The following is a 15,952-nucleotide window of genomic DNA, read 5'->3' on the forward strand; positions in this document are numbered from 1 at the left end:
CTCCCCGCCGGGCCGAAGCCGGTGCGACCGGCCGCGCGGCGCAGGCCGATTCCGGCGCCGCCGGTGGCGCCGACGCCGCTGGGCACCTGGTCGACCCGCTCGACGACGTGGTCGACCAACCCGTAGTCACGGGCCTCCTCGGCGGTGAACCACCGGTCTCGGTCGGAGTCGGCCTCGATCTGCTCCACGGTCTGCCCGCTGTGGAAGGCGATGCGCTGCTGCAGCGTCCGCTTCGTGTACAGCATCTGCTCGGCCTGGATGGAGATGTCCGCGGCCGTGCCGCCGATGCCGCCGTGCGGCTGGTGCATCATGATCCGCGCGTGCGGGAGGGCATACCGCTTGCCCGCGGCGCCGGCGCAGAGCAGGAACTGGCCCATGGAGCCGGCGAAGCCGAGCGCGACGGTGGCCACGTCGTTGCCGACGTACTGCATCGTGTCGTAGATCGCCATGCCGGCGCTCACCGAACCGCCCGGCGAGTTGATGTAGAGGTGGATGTCGGAGGTCGGGTCCTCCGCGGCGAGCAGCAGCAGCTTCGCGCTGATCGCGTTGGCGACGGCGTCCTCGACCACTGCGCCGAGGAAGACGATGCGGTTCTCCAGCAGCCGGCCGAACACCTGGTCGTCGGCGGTGCCGGCGCCGGCGGCCTGGGCGACCGGGCTTCGCGGCCGGCTGATGCCGGGCCCCGCGTGCGCCGTCGGAATCTCGATCATGGGACGTTCCTCCCGCCGGCCGGGTCGGGACTCGTCGCGCACGACGAGGGGCCGGCCCTTCCAGAGTCACCGGAAAAGCCGCCACCGGACCGGCGGTCTGCCCGCGGCAGATCTGCCCAGGGCAGACAGGCCGCGGCGCCGATCCCCATCCCCACCGCAGCCGGCGCGCCGCACGCCCCGCGCGCCAGCGTCCCCGCGCGTCAGCGGTCGTCGCACGTCAGCGGTCGTCGCCGCCGAGCGGGTCGTCGAGGAAGTCGAGGAACGAGTCGTCCAGGTCCGGCCGACCGCCGGTGAGCCCCGAGGCCGGACCGACGCGGTCGGGCCCGTCCGCGTCGGGGTCGGTCCGCAACGACCGGGCCGTGTCGTCCCGCAGTCCGATCATGAAATCCTCGGCGAGGCGGACCTGCTCCTGCAGCGAGGCGAGCTTCTCCTCGGCCAGGCTGACCCAGGTCTGCAGCCGGTCGTGCAGCTCGGCGCGAAGCTGAGCAGACAGCCCCGGCTGCACTATCCGCTCACGCAGAGTGAGCAACGACCGCATCTCCTCCACCGTGAAACCCAGCGGCTTCATCTTCTTGATCAGAAAGAATCGATCGAGGGCATCGTCGTCATAGAGCGGAATTCCGCCCTCCGAGCGGCCCACGGCGACAAGAAGCCCGGCCTCCTCGTAGAACCTCGCGGTACGCAGGGACAAGGTCACCAGGGTGGCGACGTCACCGATCTCGTAGCGCCCGTCGCGGGCGTCGGCGGAAGACCTGGCGCTGCTGGTTGTGGACAATTCAACCCTTATCAGGTGAGCTTGGCGGCTGGTGTTCAGATATCTAGCGTCTACGCGTGGGCAATCCGCGGCTACACACAAGCGGTAAAGATCTGGTAATCCCTGACCGACCGCGCGTCCCCCGCGGATCCGGCTCCCCGAGGCCCCCACCCGTGGCCCTCCCCACCGAGACCGGAGCGGGACCAGGGCGAGCGGCGGCGAACTCTGCGACCCCGCCGGAGCCTTGGGCCGAGCGGGAGCGCCGGAGCCTGTCGGCTCACCCCCCGTAGCCGGCAGGCCCGCCGGGCCGATGTGCCCCACCGAGCTACCGTAGCCGGTGACCTGGCACGACACACCCAGGCGCAGCCGCCGGCCGCGGCGACGCCTAACGCTGGGTCAGACAGATCGATCGGCGTCGCCGTGCAGGCCGATGACGAAGTCCTCGGCGACGCCGGCCTGCTGGCGCAGGGTGGCGAGCTTCTCCTCGGCCAGCACGACCCAGGTGCGCAGCAACTCGCGCAGCTCGGCCCGACGGACGTCGGAGATCTGCTGGTCGGACAGCTCGTCGCGAACCGACAGCAGCGAGCGCATCTCCTCGAGGGTGAAGCCGAGAGATTTCATCTTCTTGATGACCAACAGCCGGTCGACGGCCTCGTCGCCGTAAAGGCGAAATCCGCCGGGGGTGCGGCCGGCGGTCGTGAGCAGCCCAGCCTCCTCGTAGTACCGGACCGTGCGCAACGAGAGCCCGACCCGCTCGGCCACCTCACCTATCTGATACGTGGTTCCGCGGGCCGCACGGAGCGCGGATGGATCGCGACGCGTCGTGGACAAGGTGACCCTCACGTTAGTGGCTCGACGCCGGGAGCAAGGCTGATAACACACGACTCTACGACGTTCCGGACAGCGGGCCGATACGGGTCGCTTCGGCCCACCGTGCGCCCCGGACGATCGTCCGGCCCGGGGCAGGAGACGTCCCCGGCTGCGCCGCCGGCCGGGCGGGCGGCTGTCCGCGGATCCCACCGCGACCGCCGTCACCTGCGCGACCTGCGCACATCGGTCGACGCGGGGATCGCGAACGGGCAATCTCTTTCTCGGGGCCAAGCTCTGCGGCGGGGCAAAATCTGCGGCGGAGCCGAGCCCTGCGGCAAGGACGAGTTCCGCGGCAGGGCTAACCCCGGACGCCGCCCGTCTCGGGCACCATCATCGGCAGGATCCGGCCGCCGGGCCGGCGGAGCAGGGAGAGCGTTGTGCTGACCAGGATCGACCATGTCGGGATCGCAGTGGTGTCACTGGCCGAGGCGATTCCGCGCTACGAGGAGGCGTTCGGCCTCAAGGTCGTGCACCAGGAGGACAACGACCGTCAGGGCGTGCGCGAGGCGATGCTGCTGGTGCACAGCGGCGAGGCCGGCAACTCCTACGTCCAGCTCCTCGAGCCGCTACGCGAGGACAGCCCGGTAGGAAAGTTCCTGGCCAAGCGGGGCCCCGGCATCCATCACATCGCCTACGGCGTCGCCGACATCGACAGCGCCCTGGCCGCGCTGACCACCACCGGCTTCGACCTGGTCAACAAGACTCCGGTGCACGGCACGGCCGGCAGCCGGATCGCCTTCGTCCACCCCAAGGGGCTCGGCGGGGTACTCACCGAGCTGGTCGAGGCCGCCGAGGGCCACTGAGCCGAACGGGCGCCGGGAGCGGGGCCGGCGCCGCCGTGCGGCTGGAGTAGCCGCTTCCTCGTTTCCGTCCTTGGTTTCCGTCCTTGGATTCCGTCCTTGCCCTTCCAGAGGGGTTCCGGTCTGATTCGTCCCTCCGGAAGGGCAAGGTGGCCGGGGCCGGTGGGTGGCCCGCGGTACCGGAGAACGGTCAGCGGCGGCCCGCCGCGGCGGCGGAGGCGGCGCTCGGGATCGGGTCGAGCGGCGTCACCGAGGAGCCGTTCCACTGGTAGCGGACGGTTGCTCCGCCGGCGGTCGGGCAGCACATCGGATCACCCGGCCTGTAGAGGTCATACTGCAGGGCCACCACCCGGTCGGTGGACCAGATCCAGCGGATCGTCGCGCTCGCCTGCTGCGAGTCGTTGCCGACGAATGCCCCGCGGTGGAAGAAGAACGCCCGCTGCGGGTGCCCGTCCACGGAGGTCGAGCGCAACCCGACGATCACGCTGAGATCGCTTTTCTGGTCGAAGCCGCCCAGCGAGATCGGCGTGTATCCGGCGGCGCGCACGACCGACGACGCCTTCGCGACGCTGAGCGCGGGTGCTCCCACCGCACTTGGCGCGGCTGAGGCACTGCCGGCGAGTCCGCTTACCAGTACGAGTGCGCCGATCATGGCCGAAATGGCAAGTCCGCGACGTAGAGTCATGAGAACCCCCAGGTTCCGTGTTGACCCGACCACGCTAGATGCCCTCTTCGGCGGCCGCCGCCCCGGCAGGGGCTATGCGGCGTATGTCGCCCGGTTCGACCGCAATCGCCCTTGGTTCAGTGGCCGCCGCGGGCCGACGGGCCGCGGCCGTGGCGGCGGCGGGCGGCCCAGTTGACCGCGGCGAGCAGCCCTGGCGGGCGCTGGAAGGTGGTCAGCGTCGTGCCGGGCAACGGCAGGCGCAGCGTGGCCACCGAGCGCGGGCGGGCGAACTCGCGCAGCCCCTCGGCGCCGTGGACCCGACCGAAACCGCTCTCGCCGCTGCCGCCGAAGGGCAGGGCGGGGATCCCGGCGAAGGAGAGCACGGCGTTGACGGACACCATGCCGGCGTCGAGGCGGCGGGCGATCTCGTCGCCGCGGCGGCGGGAGAACACGCTCGCCCCCAGGGCGTACGGGGTGCCGTTGGCCAGGGCGACGGCCTCGTCGACGTCGGCGACGGTGCGGACGGTGACGACCGGACCGAAGGTCTCCTCCTGCACGGCGGGGCTGTCCTCGGGGACGTCGACGAGGACGATCGGGGAGATGAACGTCTCGCCCACCGCGTCGACGCCGCCGAGCAGGGCCGTCGCGCCACGGGCCAGCGCATCGGAGACGTGGCGGCGCACGACGGCGGCCTGGCCGGGCATCGTCATCGGGCCGTAGGAGGCGTCGGCACCGCCACCCGGGCGCACCGCGGTCAGGGCCCGGCGGACCTCGGCGAGAAACTGCTCGGCGACGGCCGCGGTGACATAGATCCGTTCGACGCCGGCGCAGGTCTGCCCGGCGTTCGCCATCGCCCCCCAGACGGCCGCCCGGGCGGCGGCGACCACGTCGGCGTCGTCGGCGACGATGCACGGATCCTTGCCGCCGCACTCGATGGTGACCGGGGTCAGCGACCGCGCGCAGGTTGCCATGACCGTGCGGCCGCTGGCCGCCGAACCGGTGAAAGCGATCTTGTCGACGCCTGCGGCGCAGAGCGCGGCGCCGGTGTCGGCGAACCCCGTGACCACGCCCAGCACTCCGGCGGGGGCGGCCGGGTTCGCGGCGGCGAAGGACTGCGCCAGCCGACTGCCCAGCGCCGGGGTGTACTCGCTGGGCTTGAACACCACCGGGTTGCCGGCGGCGAGGGCGTAGGCGATCGAGCCGACCGGGGTCAGCAGCGGATAGTTCCACGGGCCGATCACCCCGACGACTCCGAGCGGGCGGTATTCCACCCGGGCGGTGTAGTTGGCCAGGAACGGGCCGGGCAGGACCCGACGCGTCCGCAGCACCCGCCCGGCGTGGCGGGCCGCCCAGCGGATGTGCTCCAAGGTGAGCAGTAGTTCTATGTGGGCGTCGGCGGCGGTCTTGCCGTTCTCCGCGTGCAGGAGCTCGACCAGCTCCCGGTCGTGGCGAGCGAGGTGAGCCGCCCAGCGCAGCAGGTGATCGCGGCGCCCGGCGGCGCCGAGACCGGCCCACCAGGGCGCGGCGGCGCGGGCCGCGGCCACCGCGGCCGAGACCTGCCGCGGGGAGCACACCGGGAAGTCGCCGACGACCGCGCCGGTGACCGGGTTCGTGGAGGCGAACGTCGACTCGGGCGGGCCGTCCGGCTCGGCGGCGCCACCAGCCGCGGCGCCATCAACCCCGGCGTCTGGGGACACGCCGGTGCCCGCGCCGGCGAGCAGTGTCGGGGCGTCGTTCGCCGCCGGCTGGTCGGGCACATCGGGCACCTTCGCCGCCTTCGCCGCGGACCCGGCCCCCTCACCCGGCGAGGTCGACACAGACTGTCGCACCGCATGCCTCTCGGTGATCGTGACGGACCTGCCCTGCTGCGAAACCCGTCCGGGCCAAGGATAGGTCGCTCGCGGACCGAGGTCGACTACAGGAAGGAGTCCCGGTAGGCGGTGAACCACTCCCGCTGGGCCCGCTGGTCGGCCGTCTCGTCCCCGTAGACGTTGTCGAACATGGTCACCGGGGCCGGCGGGTCCATGGCGAGGCAGGCGCGGCGCAGGTCGGCGGCGGCGTCGTCGGCGTGCTCGCGGACCTCGTCGAACCAGTCGGCGGCCACGTCGACGGCCAGCAGCCGCCGTAGTCGCTCGATGGGGTCCCGCGCGCGCCAGACGGCGAGCTCCTCGGCCGGCTGGTAACGGGTCGCGTCGTCCGACGTGGTGTGGGGTGCCATCCGGTAGGTGTTGGCCTCGATGAGTACCGGGCCGCTGCCGCCGCGGGCGTGCTCGAGCGCCCAGGTCGTGACGGCGTGCATGGCGAGCACGTCGTTACCGTCGACGCGCACGCCGGGGAAGCCGAACCCGTCGGCGCGCCGGGCGAGCTGCATCGTCGACTGCCGCCGGGACGGGGTGGAGATCGCCCACTGGTTGTTCTGGCAGAGGAACACCACCGGGGCGCCGAAGCTCGCCGCCCACACGAACGCCTCGTTGGCGTCGCCCTGGCTCATCGCGCCGTCACCGAGGTAGACCAGCACGGCACCGTCGCGGTCCGGGTCGCCGCTGCCGACCGTGCCGTCGAGCACCATGCCCATGCCGTAGCCGACGGCATGCAGGGTCTGCGACGCGAGGACGATCGTGTAGTTGGCCATGTTGTGCTCCGCGGTGTCCCAGCCGTCGTGGCTCACCCCGCGCAGCAGACGGATGACCTCGGCGGCCGGCACCCCCCGGTGCCAGGCGACGGCGTGCTCGCGGTAGCTGGGAAAAATGAAGTCGCGCGGCCGGACTGCCGCCGCGGAACCGACCTGCGCCGCTTCCTGCCCGCGCAGTGGAATCCAGAGCACCAGCTCACCCTGGCGCTGCAGGGCCGTGGCCTCCTCGTCCAGGCGGCGTGCCAGCACCATCGAGGAGTAGAACTCCCGGCACAGGTCGTGGTCGGCGAGGACGGCGAAGCGTGGGTCGGTGACCCGGGTGCCGTCCGGCGCGAGCAGCCGCACGCCGGAGTCGGCCGGCTCCTGCGGTGGCGTCGGCGCCGCCGGGGGCGCGGCGACGGCCGGAGCCGGTTCCGTTGGCCGGGCCGACCGCGCCGGCCGCTCCGCGATCAGCCCCGGCCCGCGTACGACATTCATACCGAGTACCTCTCCCCCAGCGGAAGATCGCAGGACGTCCTACGATCGGAAACCATCGAAAAAAGACCGGTATACCGGTAAGAGAGTACGCGGTCCGGGTTCGACGAGAACGTCGGATCCCCTTACTTCATTCACGCCGTACTCCTACCCAGCCGGCCGCCCGAGATTCCGAGGACGTCCTACGATCGGAAACCATCGAGAGAAAACGGTCACGGTTGTGAACGCGCCCGAAACTCGACTGGCCGTTGCGGCGCCCGTAGGTAAGGAGAACATTTCAGCCGCAGCCTTCCAGCGTCGCCCGCCGGCGATCCACCAAGGGCCGTCCGACCGACCAGAAAGGGGCCACCGATCGACCCGATCGGTACGCCGGGCCGGAACGACGGACGCCCAAAGCGGGGCGGTCGCCGGCCCGCACCGGCGCACAATGGCGCCATGGCTGGTATGGCGGGACGTGTCCGGGTGGTGTTGGAACGGTCCGGCGGGCTGCTGGGACGCCCGGTCCGGCGGGGGCTCGACAGCGCCGATCTGCCCGAACCGGAGGCCGCCCGGCTTCGCGAGCTCGTGCGCGTAGCGGTCTCGTCGGGCGGCGCACCAGCCCGCCGGGCCGGCGATGCCGGCGAGGCAGGAGGAGCAGGAGGAGCAGGACGGGCCGCGCCGCGGAGCGGGCAGGGAGGGGGCGGGCAGGGCGGGGGCGGGCAGGGCGGGGGCGCGGATCGCTTTGTCTACACCCTGGAGATCGACTACATCCCCGAGGCCGACCACCCCGCCGAGGTCGACGACGCCACCGAGGCCAGTGACGCCACCGCGGCCGACCACACCCCCGCGGCCGACCGCACCACGCGGGTCGACCAGCAGGGCGGACGCGCCGTGCGAACCTTCACCGTGCGAACCTTCTCCGAGCCGGTCCCCGCGGACCTGCGCCCGCTCCTGGCCCTGCTGCGGGCCGCCCCCCTGCTACCGGCCGGCGGCCGCGACACACCGCGCTGACCCGCCGATTGCCGGCGCGCCGATTGCCGACCCGCCGACCCCACCGGACGGACCGCCGACCTGGGGACGGAAAATCATTCGCCGGGCGGCCGTGAGCCGGGCATCCTGAACAGGCGGAGCGGTACGGCTCCGAGTAGGACTTCCCGATCGATCCGGGGCCTTTGTTACAGGCGGCGGTAAGGGTCCGGCGGGACTGGCATGAATGCACCGAGCCGGAGATGCCGTGGCCGGTTCAGTCCACCCGCCGGATTTTCCGCCGCTGCCGGTGGCGGGCGGGACGGAGAATGGGCCGTCGGGTGGCCCTGATCCGGGCCGCCCGACGGAACCAAGAATGACCGGGATGAATGCGTTCGATCGGCCAGCAGTGAACAGCAGGGACCCACCCCCGCCGAAAGGAGTAACCATCCGATGAGCCCCGTCGCGACGCTCGGCGCAGCGGCGCATCCGATCTGGCTGTGGACCCGGCCCGAGGAGATCGAAAGCGCCGCACTGGACCAGCTTCGTAATGTCGCATCCCTGCCCTACATCCATCACCACGTCGCGGTGATGCCCGACGTGCACCTCGGCTACGGCGCGACGGTCGGCTCCGTCATCGCTCTGCGCGACGCCGTCTCCCCCGCCGCCGTCGGCGTCGACATCGGCTGCGGGATGGCCGCGGCGCGGACCAACCTCACCGCAGCCGACCTGCCCGACGACCTCGGTCCGCTGCGGGCCGTGCTGGAGGCGGCCGTCCCGGTGGGGATGACCAGCCACCGGGAGCCGACCGCGCGGGCCCGGCGCCAGGACGACCTGTGGAACGCGTTCGGCGCACTGCATCCCCGCGTGGCCGGGCGGCTGGCGAGGGCCATGAACCAGCTCGGCACCCTTGGCTCGGGCAACCATTTCCTCGAGGTGTGCCTGGACACCGACGACGCAGTCTGGATCATGCTGCACTCCGGTTCGCGCAACGTCGGCAAGGAGCTCGCCGAGGGCCACATCCGCGTCGCCAAGCAGCTCGAGCACAACGCCGGCCTGGCCGACCGCGACCTCGCCGTGTTCCTGGCCGGCACCCCCGAGATGGCCGCCTACCGCCACGACCTGGACTGGGCGCAGACGTACGCCCGGCGCAACCGGGACCTGATGCTCGCCGCCGCCGTCGAGGCGCTGCGCGGGCCGCTGCCCGGGCTGCGGGTGCCCACCCCACCGGCCGACGGCCCGCACGCCGGCGACCGCGACTTCGCCCTCGTGAACTGCCACCACAACTACGTCGCCGAGGAGCACCACTTCGGCGCCGACGTGCTCGTCACCCGCAAGGGCGCCATCTCCGCCCGGGAAGGAGAATACGGAATCATCCCGGGCTCGATGGGAACCCGGTCCTACCTGGTCCGCGGACGGGGAAACCCCGACTCGTTCCATTCCGCCAGCCACGGCGCCGGGCGCACGATGAGCCGCAATCGGGCGCGGCGGACGTTCACCGTCGACGACCTCGCCGCCCAGACCCGCGGGGTGGAATGCCGCAAGGACGCCGGCGTCCTCGACGAGATCCCCTCGGCCTACAAGGACATCGACACCGTCCTGGCCCGCCAGAGCGACCTCGTCGAGATCGTCGCCCAGTTGCACGCCGTGCTCTGTGTGAAGGGCTGACCTTCACACCGCGCGGATGGGGGTCGTCGCATCGAACGGCGGCCCCCACGGCCTCGCCTCGGCGAGGCGCAGTCCTGCGCAGGCCCCCTCAGACGTAGGCCTCGTCGACGTAGCACCAACGCCAGTCCTCACCCGGTTCGAACGAGCGGACGATCGGATGGTCGTGCCCGGCGGCGTGGGCGCTGGCGTGCCGCGCCGGCGAGGAGTCACAGCAGCCGACGTTGCCGCAGGTCAGGCAGAGTCGCAGATGCACCCAGCGGCCGCCGGTGCGCAGGCACTCGCCGCATCCCTGCGGCGTCGCCGGCTCGACGTCCCGGATCGCCGACAGGTGAGGGTCCGCAATGGTGGTCATCGGCCGCTCCGATCATCGTCTGGCCGGCCCGCACGGGGGTGCGCGCCGAAGTCGACTATGCCCGGCCGGCGGCCCCGGCACGTCCCAACCCGGGCGGGCGGCATGCCCAGGGCGGGCGGCATGCCCAGGGCGGATGCCGACTGGCCCGGCGTCGCGGGCCGCACCCGTCGTACTCGCCGACCGGACGGGCCAGGGCGCTCACCGCGCGGTGGCCTCGTCGGCAAGGTCCAGGATCGGTGCGAGCGCGCCCTCGTGGCGCAGCAGGAACTCCTTGCGGGCCAGCCCGGCGGCGAAGCCGCGCAGCGTGCCGTCCGCGCCGATCACCCGGTGGCATGGTCGTACCAGCAGCAGCGGATTCGCCCCCACTGCCGTGCCGACCGCGCGCACCTCCCCGCTCCCGGCTCCGATACGGGCGGCCAGTTGACCATAGGTGATCGTCGTTCCGTAGGGGATCTCCTCCAACGCCCGCCAGACCCGCTCCTGGAAGCCGGTGCCGCCGGTCCGCAGGGCGAGGGTGAACGCGCGTCGGTCGCCGGCGAAGTACTCCTCGATCTCGCCGGCGGCGGCAGCGAGTTCGGGGGCGCGACGCCAGTGCGGCGCGGGTACCGTTGCGCCACGCTGCCCCGGCATGGACAGCGAGGTCAGGACGAACCCGCCGGGCGCCTGGTCCGTCGCGGCCCCCACCAGGAGCAGCTCGCCCACCGGGCTCGCCAACGTCGTGTAGAGCATCACCGCTCCCCTTCCGATCCGGTCCCGCCGATCGGGACTCCTTCGCCCCTCAGGACTGCTTTGCCCCTCGGGACTGCTGCGCTCCCGGGACTGCTGCGCCCCCCGGGACTGCTTCGACGTGTGTGGTCAACTCGGACCAGGTACCGGGTCCGCAGCCGGAATCCGCCGCGCGCCGGCCCGGGCGGGCACAACTGGTGCGCTGACCCGCGTGGGCAGCCTGGGTGGAGCGCCGCGGGTGGCAGCGGCAGCCCACACGTGGTGCGCCGCGTAGCTGCGCCATGGCGCCCAGGCGGCCGCGCGCCCCAGGTCGACATCGCCACGGCGATCCGCGGCGCGCAGGGCCGCATCTCCCGGTGGGAGCACATCCGGGTCGCCGAGGGCGCGCATCCGGAGGTACCCCGCCGTCCAGGGCCCGATGCCGCGCAGCGCCAGCAGCGTCCGTTGGGCCTCGTCGCGGTCCACACCCGCGTCGAGCACCACGAAGCCGTCTTCGAGCGCGCCTGCAAGCGTCCGCACGGCGTCCCGTCGCGCCGCCGGCATCCCCAGCTCCGCCAGACCGGCCGAAGCGAGCGTGCCGACGCGGGGGAACAGCAGGGTCAGGCCGCCACTCGGGGTGGGCAGCGGATCGCCGTACGCCGCCAGCAGCGCCGCGCCGAGGCGCCGTCCGGCGGCCACCGACACCTGCTGGCCCAGCACGGCCCGCACGGCAAGCTCATGCGGGTCGGCGGCGCCGGGGGCGCGCAGTCCGGGTAGGCGACCCACCTGGGCGGCCAGGGCGGGATCGCCGGCCAGCCGGTCGGCGACGGCGAGCGGATCGGCGTCGAGGTCGAACAGTCGCCGGATCCGGCTGACGGCGCTGCCGAGGTCCCGCAGATCGCTCAGGATCAGCCGGCAGTCCAGCCAGCCGGCGTCGTCACCGGTCGGGCGCTCCGCCACCGCTGCGATGCCGTGGCCGTGGGCCAGGCGCAGGGTGCGCCGGTAGGTGCGCCGTCCTCGCTCGCCCACGACCTCCTCCGCCCCGGGCAGGGCCCGCACCGCCAGGTAGTCGAACAGGTGACCCGCCTCGTAGGGTCGGCGGTAGCCCAACCGGAGGGTGAGACCACCCTCGTCGGGTCGGCCGCCCGGACCCACCCGATCGTGGCCGCTCGGGGCGGGCCGAGCCGTCCGCCGTGCCCGTGGACCGCGCAGCTCCAGGGGCGTCGCCGCGTAGACCGTTCGGATGGTGTCGTTGAACTGGCGGACGCTCGCGAAACCGGCGGCGAAAGCCACCTCGGTGGCGGGCAGCGCGGTGGTCTGCAGCAGCAGCCGCGCGGTGTGCGCGCGCCGTGCTCGGGCCAGGGCGAGCGGCCCGGCGCCCACCTCGGCGGTGAGATGCCGGTGGAGCTGGCGCGCGCTGTAGCCCAACCGGGCGGCGAGGCCGGCCACGCCTTCCCGATCGACGACACCGTCGCCGATCAGGCGCATCGCCCGGCCGACCACGTCCGCGCGGAGGTCCCACTCGGCCGAGCCGGGCACCGCGTCCGGGCGGCATCGCCGGCATGCTCGGAAGCCGGCACCGTGCGCCGCCGCGGCCGTCGGGAAGAACCGGACGTTCGTCCGCTTCGGCGTCCCCGCCGGGCAGCTTGGCCGGCAGTAGATGCCCGTGGTGGTCACGGCGAAGTAGAAGGTGCCGTCGAATCGGGCATCCCGGCTGGCCACCGCCTCGTAGCAACCCTCGTCCGTCCTCGCGCCCCCACTCCTCATGCCCCCACTCTCGGCGCGACCGCCTCCGCATGCTGGCGGGAATCGGACCTCGTGCCCGCGCGCCGGCTCGGCGACGTCAGGCGAGCGGCTTGCGCAGGACGATGAAGTAGAGGTCGGGCCGCAGCGGCCGACCGAACCGCTCGTCGGCGTACGGAAACGGTCGGGTGGCGGTGGTCGGGAGGTATCCCTTGCCGCGGTACCAGTCGATGAGCTCGCTGCGCTGGGCGATGACCTGCATCTCCATCCACGACGCCGACCATGCGGTGACGGCGTGCCGCTCGGCGAGCCGCAGCAGCGCCCCGCCCACTCCGGCCCCCTGCCGGGTGGGGCTGACGGCGAACATGCCGAAGTAGGCCCCCGTCACCGCGGTGATCCCCGCCGCGGTGGGCTCCCCGGCCTCGCCCGGCTGGGCTACCAGCTCCCCCGCCCGGACCACGCCGGCTCCCTCCTGCGTCGGCGGCTCGATCCGACGCTCCACGTGGCAGCAGCCCACGAGCAGCCCCGAGGGCTCCTGCGCGAGCAGGACCGTCCCGTGCGGGGCGGTCAGGGCGGTCCGCACCTCCTCGACATCCGTGCGCTGGCCCCCGACCAGGTCCGCCTCGGTGGTCCACCCCGCCCGGCTGGGCTCCCCGCGGTAGGCGGATTCGACGAGCGCGACGATCGCCGCCGCCTCGGCGGCGCTTTCGGTGGCATGGCGAAACGCCACGTTCGCGGGCTGGGGACGGGAGACCGATCGCATCTGCCCATCCTCACAGCTCAGCGGGCGAATCCCCCGACAGGGCCAGGGACGGCACAGTCCGTGAGGGCCCGGGGGTTCGTTCGCCGCCGGTGACGGCGACGGCCAGCCGGGGCAGCAGCGTCCCGAGGGGAGCGTCGACACGGACCGTCGCCCGGCTGTCCCCGCGGGTGAGCCCCTGGTTGACGATCGCGACCGGAATGTCGAGCTCGGCCGCCCGCAGAACGAAGCGATACCCGGACATCACAGTCAGCGACGAGCCCAGGATGAGTACCGTACGCGCGCTCTCGACCAGATCGAACGCCTGCGCCACCCGGGGTCGCGGCACCGTCGCGCCGAAGAACACCACGTCCGGTTCCAGCCGCTCACCGCCGCAGCCCCGGCAGCCGACCATGACGAAGCGGGCGACCGCCTCCGCCGACAGGGTGACGTCACCGTCCGGATTGGTGGGGGCGCCGGAGATGCGGAAGCCCGGGTTCGCCGCGCTCAGCCGCTCGTCGAGGTCGAGACGCGGACTCACCTGCCCGCAGTCGCCACACACCACGCGGGAGAGGCTTCCATGCAGATCGATGACCTGACGGGAGCCGGCGCGCTGGTGCAACTCATCGACGTTCTGGGTGATGATGCCGGTGACCAGCCCCGCCTGCTCCAGGTGGGCCACCGCGCGGTGGCCGGCGTTGGGCTCGGCCCGGGCGACCTGTCGCCAGCCGGCATGACTGCGCGCCCAGTAGCGGTGACGAGCCCCCGGTTCCTTGGTGAACTGCTGGTAGGTCATCGGGGTGTGGCGGCGCAGTGCCCCGTTCGGGCCCCGATAGTCCGGGATGCCGGAATCGGTCGAGATCCCCGCCCCGCTCACCACGGCAACGCCGCCTGCCGCGACGAGGCCGCACAGCCGGTCGAACGCCGCGCCGTCATTGGTCGTCTTTGCTGCCACAGCTCCCATGCTGCCCGATCGCGCGGCCGCGGACCCGTCCGAGCCGACTGGTGACCTCCGAGCACGGGTCGTACCGTTGCGCCGGGTAGACCAGTACCGAGGTGATGACCGATGAACAAGCAGGTCAGAAGCGCCAGCACACCGCCGCGCCGGCGGCGGGACGCTCCCAGCCCCGCCGTGGCGTCCCCCGATCGGCGCACGCCGCGCGTCGCCGATGCGGGCGACGATGCAGCCCTGACGGGAGCTGAACGGCTATCGGCATGGGAGGCCGCGCAGGCAGCCGCCCATCCGGGCCCCGAGGCGCCCGTGTGTGGCGCGGCGGGGCAGCTCGCCGGGCCTGAGGAGACGATCGAAGCCGAGGTCGTCCGATGCCTGCCGGGCGCGGTCGCACTAGTCCGGACATCAGCCGGCACCGAGGAGATCGGTCTCGCCCTCGTCCGAGCCCAGATGGGCGACGCGGTGCTGGTCCACGCCGGGGAGGCGATCAGCGTCCTGTGACCCGTCCTGCCGTCGGACCGGGAGGCCCGTTCGGCGTGGGGGTCGTGGGGCGCAGCGGGACGCCGGTTCGGACTTGTGCGAAGGGGGCTACCGATGAGGACGGTTCAGGCGCGGCTCGACCGGGCGACGGCAATCGCCGACGCGACGATCTACCGGCATGACCCGGGCCATCGTGTGCGGCCCGGTGGGGGCGGATCGGGCGGGCTCGTCGGGGTGCTGACCCCGGCTGCCTACGCCGCGCGCCATCCGGCCGACCGGGCCTACGCCCACGCGGAGTGCCTGTTGGAGGCCGGCCCCGACGCTGTGCTGACCGTGCAGGTCCGCTGGCTGCAGATCACGACGCGGGAGCAGCAGGTCCTCCGATCGGGCGATGCCCGCGGCGGGTCGGACGTGGCTGTCGACGCCGACCCCGCCGACCCCGCCGATCAGGCCGAGTTCCTGCCCCACGAGGTCGACGAGGACGTGACGGTCGCGGACCTGCTCGCCGCGCGCCCCGGCCCGATCGGTCATCCCCCGGCTCCGTCGATCGGAACTTGGCCGCGCGGCTGGCTGCCTCATCTCAGTGCCCCCCGGCCGGCCCCCTGGGAGCCGGCCGGCGCGGCCGCAGGCGGCCCTGTGGCCCGGGCTGGGGCGCACACGATGCGGTTCAGTGCGCCGTCCGGTCGCCAGGTCCGGACAGTCGCTCACGGTGGGGCGATGCCGACCAGGATCACCTGGGACACCTGGTCCGCCCAGGCGGAGCTGCGGCTGAGCGCCGGGCTGTATCCAGGTCCGCATCCGCTGCTTCGGCTGCGCGCGGAGCTGGTCAACACCTCCGGCTGGCCGCCCCACGCCGAGGAGACCGCCGGCCGGATCCCTGTGGGGTGGGCCGCCCGGACCCCGCGCGGGCAGGCGTTGCGCCATGCCCTGATCGGGGCACACGTGATCCTCGACACGGACCAGGGTCGGTTCGTTTCCCTGAACGCGCCCCCCGACTGGGCTATTGAAGTCGCGCGGGACTGCGTCAACGACGGACTGTGGCCGACGATGATCGGCGGGCCGGGGCGTGACCCCACCGCCGTGCTGCTCGCGCCAGTGCGGATCCCGGACGATCTCGGGCCGCGACCGGGACCTTCCCTCGCGTGACGGGGCCGTCCGGGCGGCGTCGTGCCTGCGCCCGGACTTTTGCACCCGTCGTGGCCGCTACGGCCGGGGGCTGCGATCCGCATCGACCGTCGAACCGGGAACCCGGTCCACCGACGGACCGGCGACGCCCTCGACCCCTGGGGCGGGGATGTGCTCGGCCGACGGGGCAGGCATGGCCTCGACCGACCGGGCGGGGATGGCCCCGGCTGACCGGGCAGGGATGGCCTCGACCGACGGCGCGGGGATGGCCTCGGCGGATGGATCGGCGACGGCCTCGGCCGGCGGACCGGGGTCCGCGGCGGCGGCCGGGTCCCGACC

16 protein-coding genes and 1 pseudogene are annotated in these 15,952 nt (G+C 73.1%); 5 read left to right on the forward strand and 12 right to left on the reverse strand.

Translation table 11 applies throughout. The features are described 5' to 3' along the window. The 3 genes from ND748_RS11640 to ND748_RS11650 form a co-directional block, all read right to left on the reverse strand. Positions 1-710: ATP-dependent Clp protease proteolytic subunit (locus tag ND748_RS11640; protein WP_251745729.1), on the reverse strand; the 710-nt coding region annotated here is incomplete at its 3' end. Positions 711-927: 217 nt separating this feature from the next. Further along, complete coding sequence (locus ND748_RS11645) at positions 928-1,485, reverse strand: MerR family transcriptional regulator (RefSeq protein ID WP_251745730.1); 558 nt, start codon at positions 1,483-1,485, stop codon at positions 928-930. A gap of 375 nt (positions 1,486-1,860) precedes the next feature. Then, positions 1,861-2,295, reverse strand: a complete 435-nt coding sequence (locus tag ND748_RS11650) for a MerR family transcriptional regulator (protein ID WP_285901964.1) — start codon at positions 2,293-2,295, stop codon at positions 1,861-1,863. A 416-nt stretch (positions 2,296-2,711) separates the two neighbouring features. Between ND748_RS11650 and mce the strand changes: the two genes are divergently transcribed. Next, complete coding sequence (gene mce, locus ND748_RS11655) at positions 2,712-3,137, forward strand: methylmalonyl-CoA epimerase (RefSeq protein WP_251745733.1); 426 nt, start codon at positions 2,712-2,714, stop codon at positions 3,135-3,137. Between the two features lie 187 nt (positions 3,138-3,324). Here the strand turns inward: mce and ND748_RS11660 are convergent, their stop codons facing one another. The 3 genes from ND748_RS11660 to ND748_RS11670 form a co-directional block, all read right to left on the reverse strand. Beyond that, positions 3,325-3,723: an LppP/LprE family lipoprotein gene (locus tag ND748_RS11660; protein ID WP_251745734.1), complete on the reverse strand. Its 399-nt coding sequence runs from the start codon at positions 3,721-3,723 to the stop codon at positions 3,325-3,327. 212 nt (positions 3,724-3,935) lie between these two features. Continuing rightward, positions 3,936-5,555, reverse strand: coding sequence for an aldehyde dehydrogenase family protein (locus tag ND748_RS11665; RefSeq protein WP_251745748.1), 1,620 nt, complete (start codon positions 5,553-5,555; stop codon positions 3,936-3,938). Between the two features lie 158 nt (positions 5,556-5,713). Then, positions 5,714-6,907 carry a thiamine pyrophosphate-dependent dehydrogenase E1 component subunit alpha gene (locus ND748_RS11670; RefSeq protein WP_251745735.1) on the reverse strand — a complete coding sequence of 398 codons (1,194 nt, stop codon included), beginning with the start codon at positions 6,905-6,907 and terminating at the stop codon, positions 5,714-5,716. A 459-nt stretch (positions 6,908-7,366) separates the two neighbouring features. Between ND748_RS11670 and ND748_RS11675 the strand changes: the two genes are divergently transcribed. Continuing rightward, positions 7,367-7,894: a protealysin inhibitor emfourin gene (locus tag ND748_RS11675; protein ID WP_251745736.1), complete on the forward strand. Its 528-nt coding sequence runs from the start codon at positions 7,367-7,369 to the stop codon at positions 7,892-7,894. 408 nt (positions 7,895-8,302) lie between these two features. Continuing rightward, on the forward strand, positions 8,303-9,517 hold the full coding sequence (locus ND748_RS11680; protein ID WP_251745737.1) for an RtcB family protein: 1,215 nt from the start codon (positions 8,303-8,305) through the stop codon (positions 9,515-9,517). 88 nt (positions 9,518-9,605) lie between these two features. Here ND748_RS11680 and ND748_RS11685 read toward each other — a convergent pair whose 3' ends face one another. The 5 genes from ND748_RS11685 to ND748_RS11705 form a co-directional block, all read right to left on the reverse strand. Further along, entirely contained in the window at positions 9,606-9,869 is a 264-nt protein-coding gene (locus ND748_RS11685) for a UBP-type zinc finger domain-containing protein (protein ID WP_251745738.1), read from the reverse strand. 198 nt (positions 9,870-10,067) lie between these two features. Further along, positions 10,068-10,598: a methylated-DNA--[protein]-cysteine S-methyltransferase gene (locus ND748_RS11690; RefSeq protein ID WP_251745740.1), complete on the reverse strand. Its 531-nt coding sequence runs from the start codon at positions 10,596-10,598 to the stop codon at positions 10,068-10,070. A gap of 126 nt (positions 10,599-10,724) precedes the next feature. Further along, positions 10,725-12,341, reverse strand: coding sequence for an AlkA N-terminal domain-containing protein (locus tag ND748_RS11695; RefSeq protein WP_251745741.1), 1,617 nt, complete (start codon positions 12,339-12,341; stop codon positions 10,725-10,727). A gap of 76 nt (positions 12,342-12,417) precedes the next feature. Next, positions 12,418-13,080 (reverse strand): N-acetyltransferase, encoded by a 663-nt coding sequence (locus ND748_RS11700; RefSeq protein ID WP_251745743.1) that lies wholly within the window; start codon positions 13,078-13,080, stop codon positions 12,418-12,420. Between the two features lie 10 nt (positions 13,081-13,090). Beyond that, positions 13,091-14,020, reverse strand: a complete 930-nt coding sequence (locus tag ND748_RS11705) for an NAD-dependent protein deacetylase (protein WP_251745744.1) — start codon at positions 14,018-14,020, stop codon at positions 13,091-13,093. Positions 14,021-14,122: 102 nt separating this feature from the next. On the opposite strand from ND748_RS11705, the gene ND748_RS11710 reads away from it, so the two are divergent. Further along, a complete protein-coding gene (locus ND748_RS11710; protein ID WP_251745745.1) occupies positions 14,123-14,509 on the forward strand; it encodes a HypC/HybG/HupF family hydrogenase formation chaperone in 387 nt (128 codons plus the stop codon). 93 nt (positions 14,510-14,602) lie between these two features. After that, entirely contained in the window at positions 14,603-15,634 is a 1,032-nt protein-coding gene (locus ND748_RS11715) for a hypothetical protein (RefSeq protein ID WP_251745747.1), read from the forward strand. 57 nt (positions 15,635-15,691) lie between these two features. Here ND748_RS11715 and ND748_RS11720 read toward each other — a convergent pair. Then, positions 15,692-15,952 (reverse strand): annotated as a pseudogene (locus ND748_RS11720) (hypothetical protein); the annotation flags it as partial.

This window comes from Frankia sp. AiPs1 (assembly GCF_023716945.1).
Lineage (GTDB): Bacteria > Actinomycetota > Actinomycetes > Frankiales > Frankiaceae > Frankia.